17 protein-coding genes are annotated in these 17,170 nt (G+C 48.5%); 11 read left to right on the forward strand and 6 right to left on the reverse strand.

Translation table 11 applies throughout. The features are described from left to right. Nucleotides 1-18: 18 nt before the first annotated feature. Nucleotides 19-612, reverse strand: a complete 594-nt coding sequence (locus BBI11_RS03730; RefSeq protein WP_068460757.1) for a class I SAM-dependent methyltransferase — start codon at nt 610-612, stop codon at nt 19-21. A 232-nt stretch (nt 613-844) separates the two neighbouring features. On the opposite strand from BBI11_RS03730, the gene BBI11_RS03735 reads away from it, so the two are divergent. Continuing rightward, nucleotides 845-2,353, forward strand: a complete 1,509-nt coding sequence (locus tag BBI11_RS03735) for a phytoene desaturase family protein (RefSeq protein ID WP_068460759.1) — start codon at nt 845-847, stop codon at nt 2,351-2,353. 455 nt (nt 2,354-2,808) lie between these two features. Further along, nucleotides 2,809-4,344: a BCCT family transporter gene (locus tag BBI11_RS03740; RefSeq protein ID WP_068460762.1), complete on the forward strand. Its 1,536-nt coding sequence runs from the start codon at nt 2,809-2,811 to the stop codon at nt 4,342-4,344. Nucleotides 4,345-4,466: 122 nt separating this feature from the next. Here BBI11_RS03740 and BBI11_RS03745 read toward each other — a convergent pair whose 3' ends face one another. Both BBI11_RS03745 and BBI11_RS03750 read right to left on the reverse strand, forming a co-directional pair. Then, nucleotides 4,467-5,675 carry a cytochrome P450 family protein gene (locus BBI11_RS03745; protein WP_068460764.1) on the reverse strand — a complete coding sequence of 403 codons (1,209 nt, stop codon included), beginning with the start codon at nt 5,673-5,675 and terminating at the stop codon, nt 4,467-4,469. Nucleotides 5,676-5,742: 67 nt separating this feature from the next. Beyond that, on the reverse strand, nt 5,743-6,582 hold the full coding sequence (locus BBI11_RS03750; protein ID WP_068460765.1) for a DUF4097 family beta strand repeat-containing protein: 840 nt from the start codon (nt 6,580-6,582) through the stop codon (nt 5,743-5,745). 202 nt (nt 6,583-6,784) lie between these two features. Here BBI11_RS03750 and BBI11_RS03755 point away from each other — a divergent pair, with 202 nt between their 5' ends. Beyond that, the gene (locus BBI11_RS03755; RefSeq protein WP_068460768.1) at nt 6,785-7,231 is read left to right on the forward strand and encodes an SRPBCC family protein; all 447 of its coding nucleotides are present in this window, start codon (nt 6,785-6,787) and stop codon (nt 7,229-7,231) included. 154 nt (nt 7,232-7,385) lie between these two features. On the opposite strand, the gene BBI11_RS03760 is transcribed toward BBI11_RS03755, so the two are convergent. Then, a complete protein-coding gene (locus BBI11_RS03760) occupies nt 7,386-8,102 on the reverse strand; it encodes a FadR/GntR family transcriptional regulator (protein WP_068460770.1) in 717 nt (238 codons plus the stop codon). A 192-nt stretch (nt 8,103-8,294) separates the two neighbouring features. Between BBI11_RS03760 and BBI11_RS03765 the strand changes: the two genes are divergently transcribed. Both BBI11_RS03765 and BBI11_RS03770 read left to right on the forward strand, forming a co-directional pair. Further along, a complete protein-coding gene (locus BBI11_RS03765; RefSeq protein ID WP_068460772.1) occupies nt 8,295-9,698 on the forward strand; it encodes an FAD-binding oxidoreductase in 1,404 nt (467 codons plus the stop codon). Continuing rightward, nucleotides 9,695-10,684 (forward strand): bile acid:sodium symporter family protein, encoded by a 990-nt coding sequence (locus tag BBI11_RS03770; protein ID WP_068460774.1) that lies wholly within the window; start codon nt 9,695-9,697, stop codon nt 10,682-10,684. The genes BBI11_RS03765 and BBI11_RS03770 overlap by 4 nt, the downstream gene beginning before the upstream one ends. Nucleotides 10,685-10,775: 91 nt before the next feature. On the opposite strand, the gene arr is transcribed toward BBI11_RS03770, so the two are convergent. After that, nucleotides 10,776-11,192 carry an NAD(+)--rifampin ADP-ribosyltransferase gene (gene arr, locus BBI11_RS03775; protein ID WP_083388998.1) on the reverse strand — a complete coding sequence of 139 codons (417 nt, stop codon included), beginning with the start codon at nt 11,190-11,192 and terminating at the stop codon, nt 10,776-10,778. Nucleotides 11,193-11,370: 178 nt separating this feature from the next. Here arr and BBI11_RS03780 point away from each other — a divergent pair, with 178 nt between their 5' ends. The 5 genes from BBI11_RS03780 (at nt 11,371) to BBI11_RS03800 (ending at nt 15,594) form a co-directional block, all read left to right on the forward strand. Next, the gene (locus BBI11_RS03780; protein ID WP_237150315.1) at nt 11,371-12,345 is read left to right on the forward strand and encodes a sugar-binding transcriptional regulator; all 975 of its coding nucleotides are present in this window, start codon (nt 11,371-11,373) and stop codon (nt 12,343-12,345) included. After that, nucleotides 12,342-13,313 (forward strand): Gfo/Idh/MocA family protein, encoded by a 972-nt coding sequence (locus BBI11_RS03785; RefSeq protein ID WP_068460778.1) that lies wholly within the window; start codon nt 12,342-12,344, stop codon nt 13,311-13,313. Before BBI11_RS03780 ends, BBI11_RS03785 begins: the two co-directional genes overlap by 4 nt. A gap of 49 nt (nt 13,314-13,362) precedes the next feature. Further along, nucleotides 13,363-13,884, forward strand: coding sequence for a VOC family protein (locus BBI11_RS03790; protein ID WP_068460780.1), 522 nt, complete (start codon nt 13,363-13,365; stop codon nt 13,882-13,884). Between the two features lie 119 nt (nt 13,885-14,003). Further along, the gene (locus tag BBI11_RS03795; RefSeq protein WP_068460782.1) at nt 14,004-14,990 is read left to right on the forward strand and encodes an aldo/keto reductase; all 987 of its coding nucleotides are present in this window, start codon (nt 14,004-14,006) and stop codon (nt 14,988-14,990) included. Between the two features lie 133 nt (nt 14,991-15,123). Next, nucleotides 15,124-15,594 (forward strand): hypothetical protein, encoded by a 471-nt coding sequence (locus BBI11_RS03800; RefSeq protein ID WP_208597170.1) that lies wholly within the window; start codon nt 15,124-15,126, stop codon nt 15,592-15,594. A 64-nt stretch (nt 15,595-15,658) separates the two neighbouring features. On the opposite strand, the gene BBI11_RS03805 is transcribed toward BBI11_RS03800, so the two are convergent. Then, on the reverse strand, nt 15,659-16,354 hold the full coding sequence (locus BBI11_RS03805; RefSeq protein ID WP_068460786.1) for an AIM24 family protein: 696 nt from the start codon (nt 16,352-16,354) through the stop codon (nt 15,659-15,661). Between the two features lie 210 nt (nt 16,355-16,564). On the opposite strand from BBI11_RS03805, the gene BBI11_RS03810 reads away from it, so the two are divergent. Further along, nucleotides 16,565-17,140 (forward strand): TetR/AcrR family transcriptional regulator, encoded by a 576-nt coding sequence (locus BBI11_RS03810; protein WP_068460788.1) that lies wholly within the window; start codon nt 16,565-16,567, stop codon nt 17,138-17,140. Nucleotides 17,141-17,170 lie beyond the last annotated feature (30 nt).

Consider the following 17,170-nt stretch of genomic DNA (forward strand, 5'->3'; position numbering starts at 1 on the left):
CGCAGGGGCTTTTGTGGATTAATGCGGCTTCTGGCTTTCGATGGTCAAAAACAACCCGCCATAATAAGAATCGACTTTGAGAATCTCGAGCGGCGACCGGTTCACCAAATCGAGTGTATCGCGGTCTAGGTGGCAGCCGTCGCAGATCTTTTTCCAGACAGGCGTCAAGGATTGCTGGGTTTTGCCCATGAGCGGCTGGTCCATTTTGACATGCTCGAACATCAGGATCTTGGCACCGGGTTTACTGACGCGATAGATTTCCTCGAGTGCTTTTACCGGGTCTGGTATCGTGCAGAATACCAAAGTCGCAACGACCGTATCAAAGCAATTATCAGCAAAGGGCAGTTTTTCGGCGACGGCCTCGTAAGTGTGGATTGGCGTCTTTGATTTTCGGATGCGCTTGTAGGCTTGTTTGCTCATGTCGGGATTCGGCTCAATGGCGTCGACTCGGTCGGCCCCTTGATAATAGCGGAAGTTCGCGCCGGTACCGAAGCCGATCTCGAGCACATGGCCTTGTGCTTGCTGGACGAGATTTTTGCGTATCTTCTCAAAGCGGGTTTTTTCCAAGGGTTTCATGGCGGTGTCGTATATATGGGGCAAAAATCCAGCCATTGTGATCATCTCCTCTTTTACTGGATGGCGTCTTTCTATACCATTCCCTTTTCCCCTTCGATCTCCTGTTTATTCTCGGAATGAACAATTATACAAAAACTATACAATAAGCGTTTTTAAGCTTATTATGAAGGGAATAACAAGGACAATGGCGGGAGAGCGAAGAAAGCTCTATAGAACCATTTTCGTGTGGATCAGGATACATATCTAAGAAAAAAGGGGCGGTACATATATGGGGAAGGCGAAAAAATCCGTGATCGTGATCGGTGGCGGCCTGGGTGGCTTGTCGGCAGCAATTTCATTGCAGCAACAAGGCTATGAGGTAGCATTGTATGAAAAGAACGACCATATCGGCGGAAAAGTGAACCGTCTGGAACGTGATGGGTTTGGCTTTGACCTCGGCCCGTCCATTTTGACGATGCCGCATATTTTTGACCGTTTATTCAAAGGCAGTGGCAAGAACATGGCAGATTACGTGCCAATGCAGCGCTTAGAACGCGAATGGCGCTCGTTTTTCCCAGACAGCACGGTTATCGATTTGTACCACGACCTTCATTTGATGGAGCGGGCAAATCCGGCTTTGTCGAAAAAGGATATGAAAGAATATTACGCATTGCTCAAGTACGCGAAGAAAATTTATGAGACGACTGAGCGCAGCTATTTGAAGGAAGGTTTCGAGTCGCCGAAAGAAGCTGTCGCACAAAACGGCATCCTCGCAACTTTGACCGGCTTCGATTTGACCTCAACGATGTACAGCGCGATCTCCAAACGCATCAGCAATCCTCATTTGCGCGATATGCTGTCGTACTACGTGAAATACGTCGGGTCTTCGCCTTATAGCGCACCCGCTGTTCTCAATATGATGATTTACATGCAGCATGCGCAAGGCTGCTGGTACGTACCAGGCGGCATGCACAACTTGGCAGGTGGAATGGAAAAGCTCGCCCGTGAAATCGGCGTCGACATTCATACCGGCATGGGCGTCATCCGTGCTTTAACAAGTGCTGAAGGCCGAATTACAGGAGTCGAACTTGAAGACGGCTCTTTCCAAAAAGCGGATTATTACGTATCGAATATGGAAGTTATCCCGTTCTACCGGAAAATGGTCAAGGCAGAGCATGAGTTTGTCGAGGGGCTCGAGAAGAAATACGAACCTGCAAGTTCTGGACTCGTCTTGCATCTTGGCGTCAAGAAGACCTATCCGCAGTTGAATCATCATAATTTCTTTTTCTCGGACAATTTGAAAGAGCAAATGGACAAAGTGTTCGAGCGCCACGAGCTGCCGGACGACCCGACGATCTACCTCGTCAACGTCAATAAAACCGACCCGACGCAAGCACCGGAAGGACATGAGAATATCAAAATCCTGCCGCATATTCCGTATATCCAAGATAATCCGTTCACCCCGGAACAGTACAAGGAATTCGAAGACCGCGTCATCGATAAGCTTGAACGTATGGGGCTTGAGGGTTTGCGTGAAAACATCGTGGTGCGCGATGTCTGGACGCCGCATGATATTGAGCGAATCTATGGCTCGGACCGCGGCGCGATTTATGGCACAGTTTCCGATAAGAATCAAAACGGCGGATTCAAACACAAAAAGCAAAGCGAACTCTACGACAATCTGTATTTTGTTGGCGGTACCGTCAATCCAGGCGGCGGCATGCCGATGGTGACATTGAGCGGCCAGCAAGTAAGCGACAAGATTGTTAAACGTGATAAAGAGGAAGAACGCTTATAAGCGACATTATAATCCTATCGAATGAACCCGGCACAGTGCCGGGTTTTTTTGTCGTCCTATCGCGATCCACTAAGCGGTTATGAAGGAGAGAATTCCTCTTACAGGCTAACTGTCTCTCGCTTGCTCACGAAAATACAGGTGATATTGAATCAACAATCGTGTATAATTGATAGCCGGTCCGAAAAAACCGACGGAATAGTCTGGGAAGTCTGCAGCTTCCTTTTGTGAATGTGCTTATTGCCCAAAAGGCTATTGCGAAAAAAAGCGATGGAGCGGGTGTTTACATTAATGGAATGACAGGCGAAGAATCTCGGCACGAAAATCGGCCGCTATTTGTTTTAGGTATGACTTTGTTTGTTCACTAAGACAAGGAATGGCTTGGATTGGGTTTATGCGAGCCTGCCCAGTTAAAGTAGACCCGCCGCTAAAACAATGAGACGGGAGTTATTTGTTAGATGAAAAAGGTTTCAGGCGTATTTTTTAGTTCTCTTGCGATTATGATCGTGCTTGTGCTATTCGGCATGACCATGCCTTCAGTATTAGAGCAAGTGACCGGCAACATGCAAGCGTTCATCACCACGAAGTTTGGGTGGTATTATTTATTGGTTGTGACATTTTTTGTGGGTGTATGCTTCTATTTCCTTTTCAGCCCAGTGGGCCGCATTAAACTGGGGAAACAGGACGAGAAGCCTGAATTTTCTCGCCCAACTTGGGTAGCCATGATTTTTAGTGCCGGTATCGGCATTGGTTTGATTTTCTACGGAACAGCTGAACCCATCAGCCATTTCGCGATTAGTTCACCAACCGGGGTCACAGGGACCGATCAAGCAGTGAAAGACGCCATGCTCTATACGTTTTTCCACTGGGGCATTCATGCTTGGGCCATCTATGGCATTGTCGGCTTGAGTGTCGCTTACTTTACCTTCCGCAAAGGTGAAGTGGGCTTGATCAGTAAAACCTTGCGGCCGCTCCTTGGCGATCGGGTCGACGGTTGGCTGGGGAAAGTAATCGATGTTGTGGCCGTCGTTTCGACGATTATTGGGGTAGCAACAACTCTTGGATTCGGAACAGCCCAGATTAACGGGGGCTTATCTTATCTATTCGATATTCCAAACAGCTTCGGTATGCAAGTGTTGATTGTCTTTATTTTGACGGTTTTGTTTTTGCTGTCAGCGTCAACGGGATTACGGAAAGGCATCAAGATTTTAAGTAATTTCAATATGGGCTTAACGGCCGTGCTATTTATTTGTGTGCTGGTCTTCGGGCCAACCATGTTTATTATGAACTTATTTACCGATACGCTCGGCAGCTATGCTCAGAATTTCATCAAGATGAGCTTCCGTCTGGCGCCAATGAATGAAGCTGGCCGCGAATGGATCAATGGCTGGACGATCTTTTACTGGTCATGGTGGATCGCCTGGTCGCCATTCGTCGGTATTTTCATCGCCCGTGTGTCCAAGGGCCGAACCATTCGTGAATTTATCGTTTACGTCCTACTGGTTCCTTCGGTGATAGGGTTTATCTGGTTCTCGACGTTCGGCAGTGCCGCGATTACAGCAGAGAACTCAGGGGCTATGGCCATTTCGGAATTGCCGATTGAGGCTTCATTGTTTGGATTGCTCGAGCAATACCCGCTGACATTCGCCTTATCGATGTTGACTATCGCCATTATCATCACTTTCTTTGTAACGTCCGCTGATTCGGGGACTTATGTACTTGGCATGATGACATCGAACGGTTCACTCATTCCAAGTGTTCGGGTCAAAATGATTTGGGGTGTCTTCCTATCGGTGACCGCGCTGGTCCTTCTGTATTCTGGAGGCTTGCAAGCGTTACAGAACACCATGATCATCGTAGCTTTCCCGTTTTCGGCAGTCATTGCATTAATGACGCTAAGCTTGATCAAAGCCGTCAATGCCGAAGCGAGAGAGCTTGGCATTGGCCAGGTAAAATTGAAAGAGAAGAAGACCGAAACGAAACAAGCGCTATAAGCCCTAACCGGTTTTAGGCGTAACCGATATTGATGGGCAGGCAGGACTTGGCTTGGCTCATCCCCTATTGCACGCTAAAAAGCGGCGGCCGTGACCTGTTGGAGGTCATGGCCGCCGCTTTTTTAAGGCTGCAATTTTTCAAGATTGAGGGGGAGTTCTTTGACGCCGCGGACGATCATGCCCGGACGCCATTCAAGTTGATCTTCCGGAACGACAAGTGTCATTTCGGGGAAGCGTTTCAATAAGCCCGCAATCGCCGTAAGACCTTCAAGTCGTGCGAGCGGGGCGCCCAGACAAAAATGGATGCCTTTGCCAAACGCCAAATGAGCACTTTTTTCGCGGTGAATATCGAACAGTTCGGGATGGTCGAATTGTTCAGGATCGTGATTCGCAGCGTTCAAGGCCACAATCACCAAATCGCCGCGATGGATGGTTTTCCCGCCGTATTCGACTTCTTCTGCGGCCCATCTCGACGTACTGAATTCGACCGGGCCGTTCAAGCGCAGCGACTCTTCAATGGCAGGTCCGATCAGCTCGGGCTGAACGCATAATTCATGCTGCTGTTCGGGATGCTTCAAAAGCGTAAGCACGGTGTTGCCGATCAAGTTGACGGTCGTTTCATGCCCCGCAATGATGAGCAGGGAGACCAAACCGTATAATTCTTTTTCCGTCAGCCGGTCTCCCGCTTCTTCTGCTTCAATCAAGCGGCTAATCAGGTCGTCGCCCGGTTCTTTCCGAACTTGGGCGAACCAATCGCCGAGGTAGTGAATAAATTCATTCATATGCTCATAGACACTGACGCCCGCTTCGCCGCTCGTTCCTTCGATAAGCGAGTTCGACCAAATGCGGAATTTATCGCGGTCTTGTGATGGCACGCCTAAGATCTCGCAAATGACAATGATCGGAAGCGGAAAGGCGAATTCATCGATTAAATTCACAGTCGATTGGCCTTCGAATCCATCGAGCAGTTCGTCTGTGATTTCCTGGATGCGTGGCTTCATGCCTTCAATCATTTTCGGCGTAAACGCTTTTTGCGCGAGTCCCCGAAGCCGCTTATGGTCCGGTGGGTCAGAAAACAGCATATTCTGCGCGAATACACTCATCTCGTCCATGCTGCCGCCAAAGAGCTTCGAAAAATCTTTGATAAAGCGCGGGTCTTTCAGTACGGCTTCTGCATCCGCGTAGCGCGTCACGAGCCATCCGAGTTGCCCGTCCGGAAAACGTACCTGGTGCACGGGATCTTCTTCACGCAGCCGTTCGTAGGCAGGGTAAGGGTTTTTGGTGAACTCGGGGCTGAATAATTTCTGTTCGTCTTGATCATGCAAGTTCATTGAAAAGCCTCCTTTGTAGTCTATACCCCTGGACGAACAGCTTTTACTCGCCGATTCTCTAATCTTTTCACTCCACGGCAATCCTGCCGTTATGGGACAGGAGCCGAATCAGTACATCGCCACCGCCGAACACCGTGGCTTCGTTGTCACGTCCGTAAATATCGATGCTGCCATTATCGACATGCGCTTCGATGAGGGCGTTTGCCGGTTCGGTCTCTGTATGGATTTCAATACGCCCGTTGTCTGTCTCGAAATCAATAGGGAAGTCGAGCGTTTCTGCAGTCAACTCGATGCGCCCGTTATTTGTGCGGGCAGTCAGTTCTCCAGCTACTTCACTGAAGACAAGGCGGCCATTGGATGAACGGGCGTTTATATCGGCTTGTGTCGCTGTGATTTCGATACGGCCATTGTCGGTTTCAGCCTCAATTGTCTCGCTGTCTACAGAATCCAAGACAATGCGCCCGTTGTTTGTACTGAGCCACAGTTCGTCTGTCTGGATGCCGTTTACAGCGATGCGCCCATTGTCGCTATTAGCCGTTAATGAGGAAAGGCCGCTAGCCGGTACGAAAACTTCCACCACGAAAGAGCGGTTAAAGTCGAAATGGAAAAACGGGGAACGATCTTCCATTTCGATTGTTAATAGGCCGCCTGTAATTTCTGCGTTCATCTTGTAATTATCATTATTACCAGAAAGTACGAGGTAGGTGGTATCGTCCTCGCTTGGCCTAATGTCCAGACGCGCATTTTCCAATTGAATTTCGACTGCATCGATGGTCTCATCGTAATTTTGTTCTTCTAGCACCTCCAGGCTTTCAGGCCCAGAATTGTAGACAAGGTATAGCACGATGCCGATCCCTAATAAAACCAAACTGGCGATGATCAGCAATATCCTTAAAAAAACTTTCATAATGAACGTCTCCTTTCAATTGAATATCCATGAGGGAGGGCAGTTTTATGTATGGAACGTCAGTTGTATTTATTTTACTATAAATATCAGAAAAGTCAGTTAATTTGATATAAAACGTGCTATATTATACATATAAGAACATGGAAAAAGAATAGCTGTTACTGGCTGAAACGGTAAGTAGATGGCAAGGGAGGATGCCGATATGTGGAATGTGAGCAATACGATTTTCATCGATCGCCGGGTCAGAGAAGTTTACACCTTCGGCACGAATCCAAAACTCTGGTATCAATGGTATGCGGGATTGTCCGAGGCGGAAGACTTGATTGGCATCGGCAAAAAAGGCACCAGTATGAATTTGAAATATTATTTTTTCGGGAGAAGCCTGGCTTTGCACGTATTGGTCGTGGAAAACGCTCCAAGCGGAGAGGGCTATATCTGGCGCTGCATTTTCAGCGGCGCTTTTGATGGCACTCAAACGTGGCGCTACATTCCAAAAGACGGTGGCACAGAAGTCCAGTTTGAAATGGATTACGAGTTGCCCGGCAGCATATTCGGGAAATTGGCGAATACGATTTACATCAAGAAACTGATGTACAACTCCGTTGAGCAGACTTTGCGGAATTTGAAGGATATTAGCGAGAGTGATTGAGTGGCGTGCGCAGAAGAGAAACGACGGCAATCGGTGGGGGAAAGAGATAGCGAAGTGGCAAAAAGATGTGTTATGGCTCAGGCTGGGACTATTATGCAGCGTGCTTGGCAAATAAAAAGGCGTGGAGAGACGAATTCGTTTCTCCGCGCCTTTTCTATTTGGGGTGAAGTCCCATCGCGCGGTGCAATTCCGAGCGGATGCGAGAAATGTGTTCACTCATCAATTGGCTGGCTCGCTCATGATTGCCACTTTCGATCGCCAAATAAATCTCTTCGTGTTCATGATAAGTTTCCTGATGCCGTTCAGCCTCGGTAAAACGATGACGCCGGGTAGCCCGGATATTTTCTTCCAAACGTTTTGCGAGAGTTTCCATCAAGTCGATTAATAATTGATTTTGGGTAGCGTTCGCGACGTGTAAGTGGAAATCCACATCAGCTTGGACGCCGAGTTCGGGATCATTCGCCGCCAAGGCCATTTGCCCGAGCACTTCGCGGATCGCCAGCAAATTCTCAGGCGTTGCCCGCTGTGCTGCGAGAGAAGCGGCTTCGACTTCGAACGCCCGCCGGAGCTCGAGCATATCATCGATGTATTGAATTTCCGCCGCATCGATGCGGCTGCCGAGTTCATTGCCGAGTATATCGCGCTTGGTCTCGGCGAGAAAGCTGCCGCCGCCTTGCCGAATTTCGAGAAAGCCTTTGCTTTCCAATCCCTTTAATGCCTCACGGACAGAATTGCGGCTGACGCCGAACAAGCTCGCCAAATCGCGCTCAGAAGGAAGCCGGCCGCCTGGGGGGATGTTGTTCTCCAAGCACAGTGTTTGAATCTGTTCGATGATTAATTCGTAGGTGCGTTTTTTCGGATTTACTAACACGGAACTCTCTCCCTGCTGACTGGTTTAATAGGTTCTCCTTCTATCATACCGAAAGAAATCCCAAATGTCTGAAAATGCACATTGAACTTTTCAGATTATTATGTATAATTGGTTTAATTGGTAGGACCAATTTGGGTGATCTACAAATTATTCTTACTTTAGACGTGAATATTAACAAAGGAGCGGAACGCAATGGCAATTCTTCATCAGGAGAAAATCCTGCACAAGTTGGCAGAATTTCTAACAAGCGAACAAATCAGTGTCAACGAGACGATTAAAGAGCTGCACGGCAGGGATGAGTCGTATCATGCCATGCAATTGCCGGACGTCGTCGTGTTTCCAGAAACGGCGGAACAAGTATCAAGTATCATGAAGCTGTCCCAGCAACACGAAATTTCCATCATACCATTCGGACTTGGCTCAAGCCTCGAAGGCCATGTCATTCCGGAGCAAGGCGGCATCACCATCGACTTCTCCTTGATGAACAAAGTGTTGCACGTCGATGCGGAAGATTTTCTCGTCACGGTCCAGCCCGGTGTCACGAGGACGCAATTAAATAAAGAATTGAAAAAATACGGATTGTTTTTCACGGTCGACCCAGGTGCGGATGCGACACTAGGCGGCATGGCAGCAACCAATGCGAGCGGTACAACTTCCGTTAAATACGGCGTTATGCGCGACCAAGTACGCGACTTGGAAGTGGTCATGGCGGACGGGACCATCCTCCATACCGGCAATAAAGCGGCGAAATCATCTTCCGGTCTTCATTTGAACGGCTTGTTTGTCGGCTCTGAAGGAACGCTTGGCTGCTTTACGGAACTGACCTTGAAAGTATATGGAATTCCTGAATTCATTACGGCAGCACGTGCTTCCTTCCCGACGGTAACAGATGCGGTCGAAGCGGTCGTCTCGATTTTGCAGGCAGGCATCCCGATCGCCCGCGTGGAACTGGTCGATGAGCAGTCTATGAGGCAAGTGAATGACTACAATGAGACCGCTTACTTGGAAAAACCGACTTTGTTCTTGGAGTTCCATGGCAATGAAGCGGGGCTCAAGCAAGATGTAGAATTTATGGAAGAAATCGTTCAAGGGCATGCGTGCGAGGACATCGCTTTTGAGACCGATACCGCGGCGCGCAATCAATTATGGGAAGCACGCCATACTTTGGCCTATGCCTATATCCACAGCTATCCCGGCAAAAAGATGATGGTCACGGATGTTTGCCTGCCGATTTCAGAACTCGCAGGCGCAGTGGACCATGCGCGGGAAAATCTGCAGGCGCTAGGGCTTCCGGGTGGCATTGTCGGCCATGTCGGCGATGGCAATTTCCATGCGCTCATTATGATGAATATGGAAGACGGTGATGAAGTAGCGCGTGCGCAGGAGTTTAACGGGCGTATCGTCGAGTATGCGCTCGAGCGCGGCGGCACGTGCACAGGCGAGCACGGCGTCGGGCTCGGCAAACAAAAGTATCAGCAACAAGAGCACGGAGCAGCGCTTGGGGTCATGGAAAAAATCAAACAAGCACTTGATCCTCATAATCTATTGAATCCCGGCAAGAACATAAAGATAGAGACAAAGGAGACGATAAAATGAACGTATTGCAATCATTGAGTGCCATCGCTGGAAAGTATTTTGCGGTGTGGGTTATCCTGGCTGCCTTGCTGGCGTTTTTCCTGCCTGAAGTGTTTATCGGATTCAGCGCCTATATTACGATTCTGCTAGGCGTCGTCATGTTCGGGATGGGCTTGACGCTTAAGCCAGTAGATTTTAAAATCATCGCCAAAAGCCCACTGCCGGTATTCGTCGGGGTAGCGGCGCAGTTTCTTGTCATGCCCCTGGCGGCGTTTGCCATCGCGTATGTGTTGAATTTGCCTCCTGAACTTGCGGCAGGCCTCGTGCTTCTCGGCTGTGTGCCGGGCGGGACGGCATCAAACGTCATGGTGTATTTAGCAAAAGGCAATTTGGCCTTGTCGGTCGCGATGACGTCCTTGTCGACTTTGATGGCGCCGATCATGACACCGCTATTATTGCTGTTGCTCGCAGGACAATGGCTGCCGGTCAATCCTGTATCGATGTTCACTTCTATTATCCAAGTGATCATCTTGCCGATTGCGCTCGGGATTTTTGTCCAGCGCTTATTTCCGAAAGTGGTCGCGAAAAGCATCTCGGTCGTGCCGCTCATTTCGGTGGCTGCAATCCTCATCATTGTCTCGGCCGTTACTGCCGCCAATGCGCAAAATGTTATCAGCTCGGGGGTTGTCGTCTTCCTGGCCGTGTTCTTGCATAACGGTTTCGGCTTGATGCTCGGCTATCTGGTCGCGATGCTCATGGGCCTCAGCGAAACAGACCGCCGTGCGATTTCACTCGAAGTGGGCATGCAGAACTCAGGGCTTGGCGTTGCTTTAGCCACCGCCCACTTCAGTCCGCTCGCCGCGCTGCCAAGTGTATGGGCCGCTATCTGGCACAATATTTCCGGGCCGATTCTGGCGACAATCTGGTCGAAAAAACCAGCTACATCACCTATTAAAGAAAACCCGGAACTCGCCTCAAGGATCAAGCCAGCAGTCGATTCCGACTAGATAACGCATACGCAAAATCGCCACAGACCTGGCTCCGCTTGTTCGTCGTAAGGGACAAGCAGTGCCAGTTCATCTGTGGCGATTTTTGGTTTTAATCGATGATGATTGCTTTGCCTTGTTCGCGAAGTGATGTTAGCGAATCGAGCATATGCTGGATTTGTTCATCGCTATGGCGTTCCCAGGAAGCGAGTTCTGCCACAATCTTCAAAGGCTCTTTGGAACGATAGGAACGTGTCGGGTTTCCAGGAAAACGCTTGTCGGTCAAATTCGGATCGTTTTCGAATTCGCCTATCGGCTCGACGACGTAGATCCGCTCCGGCAAATCCGAGACAGCGAGTTCTGCGCCCCATTTCGCAGCTTCAAGCGTCGCGGTGAAATAGATGTAATTGGATTTCTTATCCTGGAAGTTGGAAAGCTTTTGAGATTTGAGCAAATCTCCAACTGCGAGTTGTGCTTTCGTTCCGTGGAAGAAGGGGCCAGGGTCTAATGCAGCAGAGTGGTTGTCCATAGTGTTTTTCCTCCTCAGCATTTTTCTTGAGTATAAGCTATATTGACAAGCATATCCGAAAAAAATTCAATTAATGAATTAAATCAAACATAGTGAGCAGAATCATTTGAACATTTAAAATAATTATTGTACATTTGTACTTACAGTTGTACATTTGTTCAAAGGAGGCGAGATTCAAATGACAGATGAGTTAAAGATGCTGTACCAAGTCGCTCGAATGTATTACGAAGATAATTTAACTCAAGGGCAAATTGCCTCGGAACTAGAGATTAACCGGGTGACGGTCAGTCGCATGTTGAAGAAAATCCGTGACAAAGGAATTGTCCAAATTCACATCAATTATGATGTCTATCAGAATTCAGGATTGGCTCAACAGCTGAGAGAAGCCTATCAACTTCAAGATGTGGTGATTGTGCCCGATTGGCCAGGCCAATCTGAAGTGAATCAACTGAAAGAGCTGGGCCAAGCTGGTGCCAAGTATTTGGCTGAACGCGTGAAGCCGGAAGATATAGTCGGGTTTTCATGGGGGACCGCTCTTGCGGCTACGGTGGAGGCATTGGATTCGAGCACTTCAATGGAAAATGTGATGTGCGTGCCGTTGATCGGCGGGCCTGATGGGGAAATGGAAAGCCGCTATCATGCAAATAGCATCGTGTATGATGCAGCAAGAAAATGGAAAGGTTTCTCCAAGCTGATTGATGTTCCGGCTATCGTCGAGACCGCTGACATTAGGAAATCGTTAACTGCCAGTGCGCATTTTAAGGAAATCGAAGAACTATGGGAAAAACTAAGCATTGCTGTAGTTGGGATCGGATCGCCGCTTATCAGCGATGGAATCAACTGGCGTGCCTTTTACGGTCCAGCTTTTGAAGGAAAAGGCACTAAGCCTGAAGTCGCGGGAGACATTTGCTCTAATTTCTACACGTTTTCAGGAGAAGTGTTACATACGGAATTGTCCAAACGAACAATTTCAGTCAGTATGCAACACCTGCAGCAGGCGGAATGTACAATTGGCATCGCCCATTCTTTGCGAAAAAAAGAGGCGATTCGAGTCGCACTTGAAGCCGGTTTTTTAGACGTATTGGTGACGACCGAACAGACAGCTAAGGAATTGATGAAGGTTCAAGAAACCGAAAGGAGAGACAATAAATGAAATCACTCAATTGGGGATTAATTGGTCCAGGAAGCATTGCTGAAGAATTCGCCGGTGCATTACAAGAAGTAGATGGCAGCATATTTGGTGTTTGGGGGAGGAATTTGGAGAAAGCCAATGCTTTTGCGGCTCGTTCAAATGTGCAAAATGTTTACGAAAAACTGGATGATATGCTTCAAGACGAACGGGTAGATGTAGTGTACATTTCAACACCTCATCCGCTGCATTACCAATTTATCAAATCGGCCTTAGAACATGGGAAACATGTGTTATGTGAAAAAACTATCACGATGAATGCGCGGCAATTAGAGGAACTCATTGGGTTGGCGATTGCAAAAGGCGTCGTGTTAGCCGAGGCCATGACCGTCTTCTATATGCCGATTTATCAAAAATTGGAGGAAGTCATTCAACAGGGAACAATCGGTTCAGTGAAAACCATCAACGTGACATTCGGCAGCTGTAAAGAAAATGATCCGCAAAATCGGTTTTTCAATCCAGATCTTGGAGGCGGCGGATTATTGGATATTGGCACGTATGCGTTGTCTTTCGCCCGGTTTTTCTTATCTTCTCAACCAGAAGAATTACATACGACAGTCAAGAAGCACGAAACGGGTGTAGATGAACAGTCCGGCATCATATTGAAAACCGAACAGCAGGAACTGGCAGTCATCAGTTTGGCGATGCGCGCGAAAATGCCGAAGCGCGGGATCGTTGCTGGAGATCTCGGCTTTATTACAGTGGACAACTTTCCCCGGGCAGACCGTGCCACCATTACGTATACAGCTACTGGGGAAGTAGAAACCATTGAGGCAGGCGATAGCTCAAAAGCCCTTCATTATGAAGTCGAAAGAATGACAGAACTAATCGCTCAGCCACAAACTAACTGGGCCATGGCGCTTTCTGTAGATGTGATGCATCTAATGGATAAAACACGCGAAAATTGGAATCTAAGTTACGAGCTCGAATAACAGCTCTTGTACGCGTAATTAAAAATTTTAACAGAAGGGATGACAGAATATGACAAGAGGAATTGACCATATCGGAATGACTGTACCATCAATCGAGGAAGCCACACGTTTTTTCAAGGAGGCTTTTGAAGCACAGGTTAGTTATGACGTGCAACGGCCAGAACACCAGCCGATGGAAGGCGAAGAAGTGGAACAACAACTCGATCTGCCTTCCGGTAGAAAAATCGTTCACATGCGGTTGTTGCGCCTTGGCAATGGCCCATCTATCGAACTATTCGAACTGGCAGCGAGCCCGAATCAGCCAGCTACTGGAATCGCAGACATGGGCTTGCATCATTTTGCCCTATATGTAGATGATATCGAAGAAGCGTCCGAGCGCATTCAGCAAGCTGGAGGAAGCTTGCTATCGGAACCGCATCCGCTTGCAGGAGTGGAAGATGGGGAAGGGAACCGCGGAGTTTACGGGAAAACGCCTTGGGGAAGTTTGGTGGAGTTGATTGTTTACCCAAGTGGTATCGATTATCCCGAAGACAGTGAAGCGAAAAGATGGACGCCAGATCCATCTAACTGACATCCGTAAATGCATGTGAATGTTTGCCAGCGTTTGCCAAAGACCAAGTCGCCTCCGTTTATCCCGTTGTCCAGCGGGTAGACAAATAAAACAATACGTATTAGAAGAGGTGTTCACTGATGAAAAATGACGTGACGATCAAACATAAACTCGGTCTTGGGACAGCGCCGCTTGGCAATATGTTCCGTGAAGTACCGGAAGACGAAGCGATGGCGACGATCGAATCGGCCTGGAACGAAGGCATTCGCTATTTCGACACGGCGCCGTTTTACGGGGCGGGACTTGCAGAACTGCGGCTCGGCGATATCTTGTCTTCTTATGAGCGCGACGACTATTTAATCAGCACGAAAGTCGGGCGCATCGTACTGGACGAGGAAGAAGACAAAGAAGGGCTATTTGAATTCGGCCGCAAGAATAAAATTCAGACGGATTACACGGAATCGGGCACATTGCGCTCGATTGAAGACAGCTTGAAGCGGTTGAAAACGGACCGCTTGGACATGGTCTACGTGCACGATATCTCGCCGGACTTTCTTGGTGATGAATGGGTCACGAAATTCGACGAAGCACGGACAGGCGCATTCAAAGTGCTCGACCGCTTAAGAGACGAAGGCGTCATTAAAGCATGGGGGCTCGGCGTCAATACGACGACACCAATCGAAGTCGCACTCGAGTTGGAACACGCACACCCTGATTTGAGCCTATCTGCGACGCAGTATACGCTTTTGCAGCACGAGCGAGCGTTGGAGCGCATGATGCCGCTTGCTGAGAAAACAGAGGGCGGCCTTGTCATTGGCTCGGCATTCAACTCTGGCGCCTTACTTGGCGGCGATCATTTCGATTACGCAGAAATTACGCCAGAAATCAAACAGCGGGTAGCGCGTTTCCATGAAGTCGCCCAAAACCACGGCGTGCAATTAAAAGATGCTGCGCTGCAATTTTCAACGGCGCATCCAGCGGTCAAAGCAGTCGTCACCGGTTCAACGCGCCCAGACCGCATCAAAGAAGACTTGGCGGCTCTAAAAGCCGACATCCCGTCTGCCTTCTGGGACGAACTTGTCGACAAAGGACTGGTTTCTCCGAAAGCCGTCTTGCCGAAAAAATGAAAGTGAAGTAGAGAGTGATTGAAGGTTCCGGCCTACAAGCCGGAACCTTTTTTGTGCATAAATGGATTTTGCGAATTGACCATTTGGTATAATAGGGATTAATGACAAGAACTGGAGGCTAAAAATGAGAAGCTTGGCTAAATTAGTAACGGTGCCATTTATATTGATCCTTCTTTCCTTATTGGCAGCTTGCGCCAAGGATGACGGCCCGGAAACGCTAACGATCGAACATCGCGGGGGATACGAAGGCGTACTCGTTTCTAGCACCTATTCTTCTGGCCAAACGGCTGGCTATGAAGAAACTTTCATCGAAGGACCGGAAAAAGCGGATGAATTGATCGATCGCTTGAACGGAACAGAGCTGATCCAAGCAAGTGAAGCGGAATTGCAGGAGAGTGAAGAGCTGCTTGAGCAGCCTGGCAGTTACCGGATGATGCTCTACAATATGCCGGCAGCAGATCGCATGGGCGACCCGACGTATTTGATTCATTTCTATAAAGACGGGACGATTCAAGTGCACCAGGAAGGCGTTACGTATTTCCTCTACGACGCGCCGGAAAATTTATTAGAACAATTAAAACAACAATGGAATATCAGCTTCTAAACACAAACGGCCCCGCGGCGATTCAGTATTTCCTAATCGCTGCGGGGCCGTTATTATTCTGGTGTTATGAACTTTGCGGTGCGTGGTAGATTTCTTCGTAAGGCTGAACGACGACAAAGCCATTGCCGGAGAATTTCATCTGTACGGATTCCCCGCTGCCCCTGCCGAAAAAGCTTTTCAGTTGCACGTCGGTGATGAAATCAGGTTCTAAGCTTCCTGACCATGCGACAGTCGCGTTCGGGTCAGTAAATACTGGCGTATCTGGCGTAACGAGCAAAGTGAGCGGTTCGTAATGGGACGTGAAGGCGACGAGGCCTTGGCCTTCGAGACGCACATTGAAAAGTCCGCCCGCCATCATGCCGGCGACGCGGCGCATCAATTTGATGTCCCAGTCGAGTCCGTCCTGAAACGCCAGCAGATCGTTGCCGTTGATGAAAATGCTTTCGCCTTCAAGGTCTAAGATGGTGATTTTCTTGCCGCTGTCCGCCACGTAAAGTTTGCCTTGGCCATTTGCTTTCATCAATTGGGCGCCTTCTCCACTGAGCGCTTTTTTGACGAATTTCCCAAGACCGTGCTCGAGCATGCCTTCGCGTTCGAATTTGATATTGCCTTCATAGGAAATCATCGAACCCGCTTTGGCCCATACTTGGCCGTTCAAGTTCACTTCGAGCAGGCGGTCCGTTTCGAGTTCGAAAAAGTCGCGCGCGCTCTCTTCTTGCTTGGTTTGTTGGACAAATTGCTTAATGGAATACTTCGACATGAACGATTCCTCCTTTAACTAGATACTATAGTATACGGAAAGCCGACGGAATCGTTTCATTTCAAGCGGCAAGTTTTTAACGGCGTGAAAGCAGGCGGTCGAAAAGCAAGTAGGATTCGTCTAGGATATTCATTGATTTTCAAAAAAAGAAAGAGTAAACTGACGGAGAATGAATGTTCATTCCGCAACCAGAAGGGAGAGATTTTTCAGATGCCGACACTTACTACTAAACGAGACGATGTGCTTGGCAGCGCATTGACTTTGTTTGCCGAACGCGGATTCGATGCGACGACGATTCCGATGATCGCGACCGATGCAAAAGTCGGGGCCGGAACGATTTACCGCTATTTCGACAATAAGGAAATGCTTGTGAACACTTTGTTTCAACATTATGTAACGCTGTTCCGGGAGGCGCTGGAAAAAGACTATCCCGTGGAAGCGGACATTCGTGAGCAATTTCATCATTTATTTCAAGGGATGATCCGTTTTACGAACGAGCACGATCATGCTTTGTATTTCATTAAAACTCATACATCCGCTTATTTTCTGGACGCAAACAGCCGCGAGCAGTTTAGCGACTTGCTGATGATCTTCGAGACGTTTTTCGAAGAAGGAAAGAAGCATAACGACATCCGCCAGCTGCCATCCAAGGCTTTGATTGCACTTATTTTTGGTAGTTTTCTTCAGCTCTACCAATTGGTCCGGGCAGGCGAACTTGAAGCGACCGAAGAATTATTGACAGGCGTTGAAGAAAGCTGCTGGGACGCTGTGCGTCATCATTCGTGATGATGCCAGTTTTTTTCTTATTTCAAAGGA

This window comes from Planococcus maritimus, assembly GCF_001687625.2.
Taxonomy (GTDB): Bacteria; Bacillota; Bacilli; order Bacillales_A; family Planococcaceae; genus Planococcus; species Planococcus maritimus.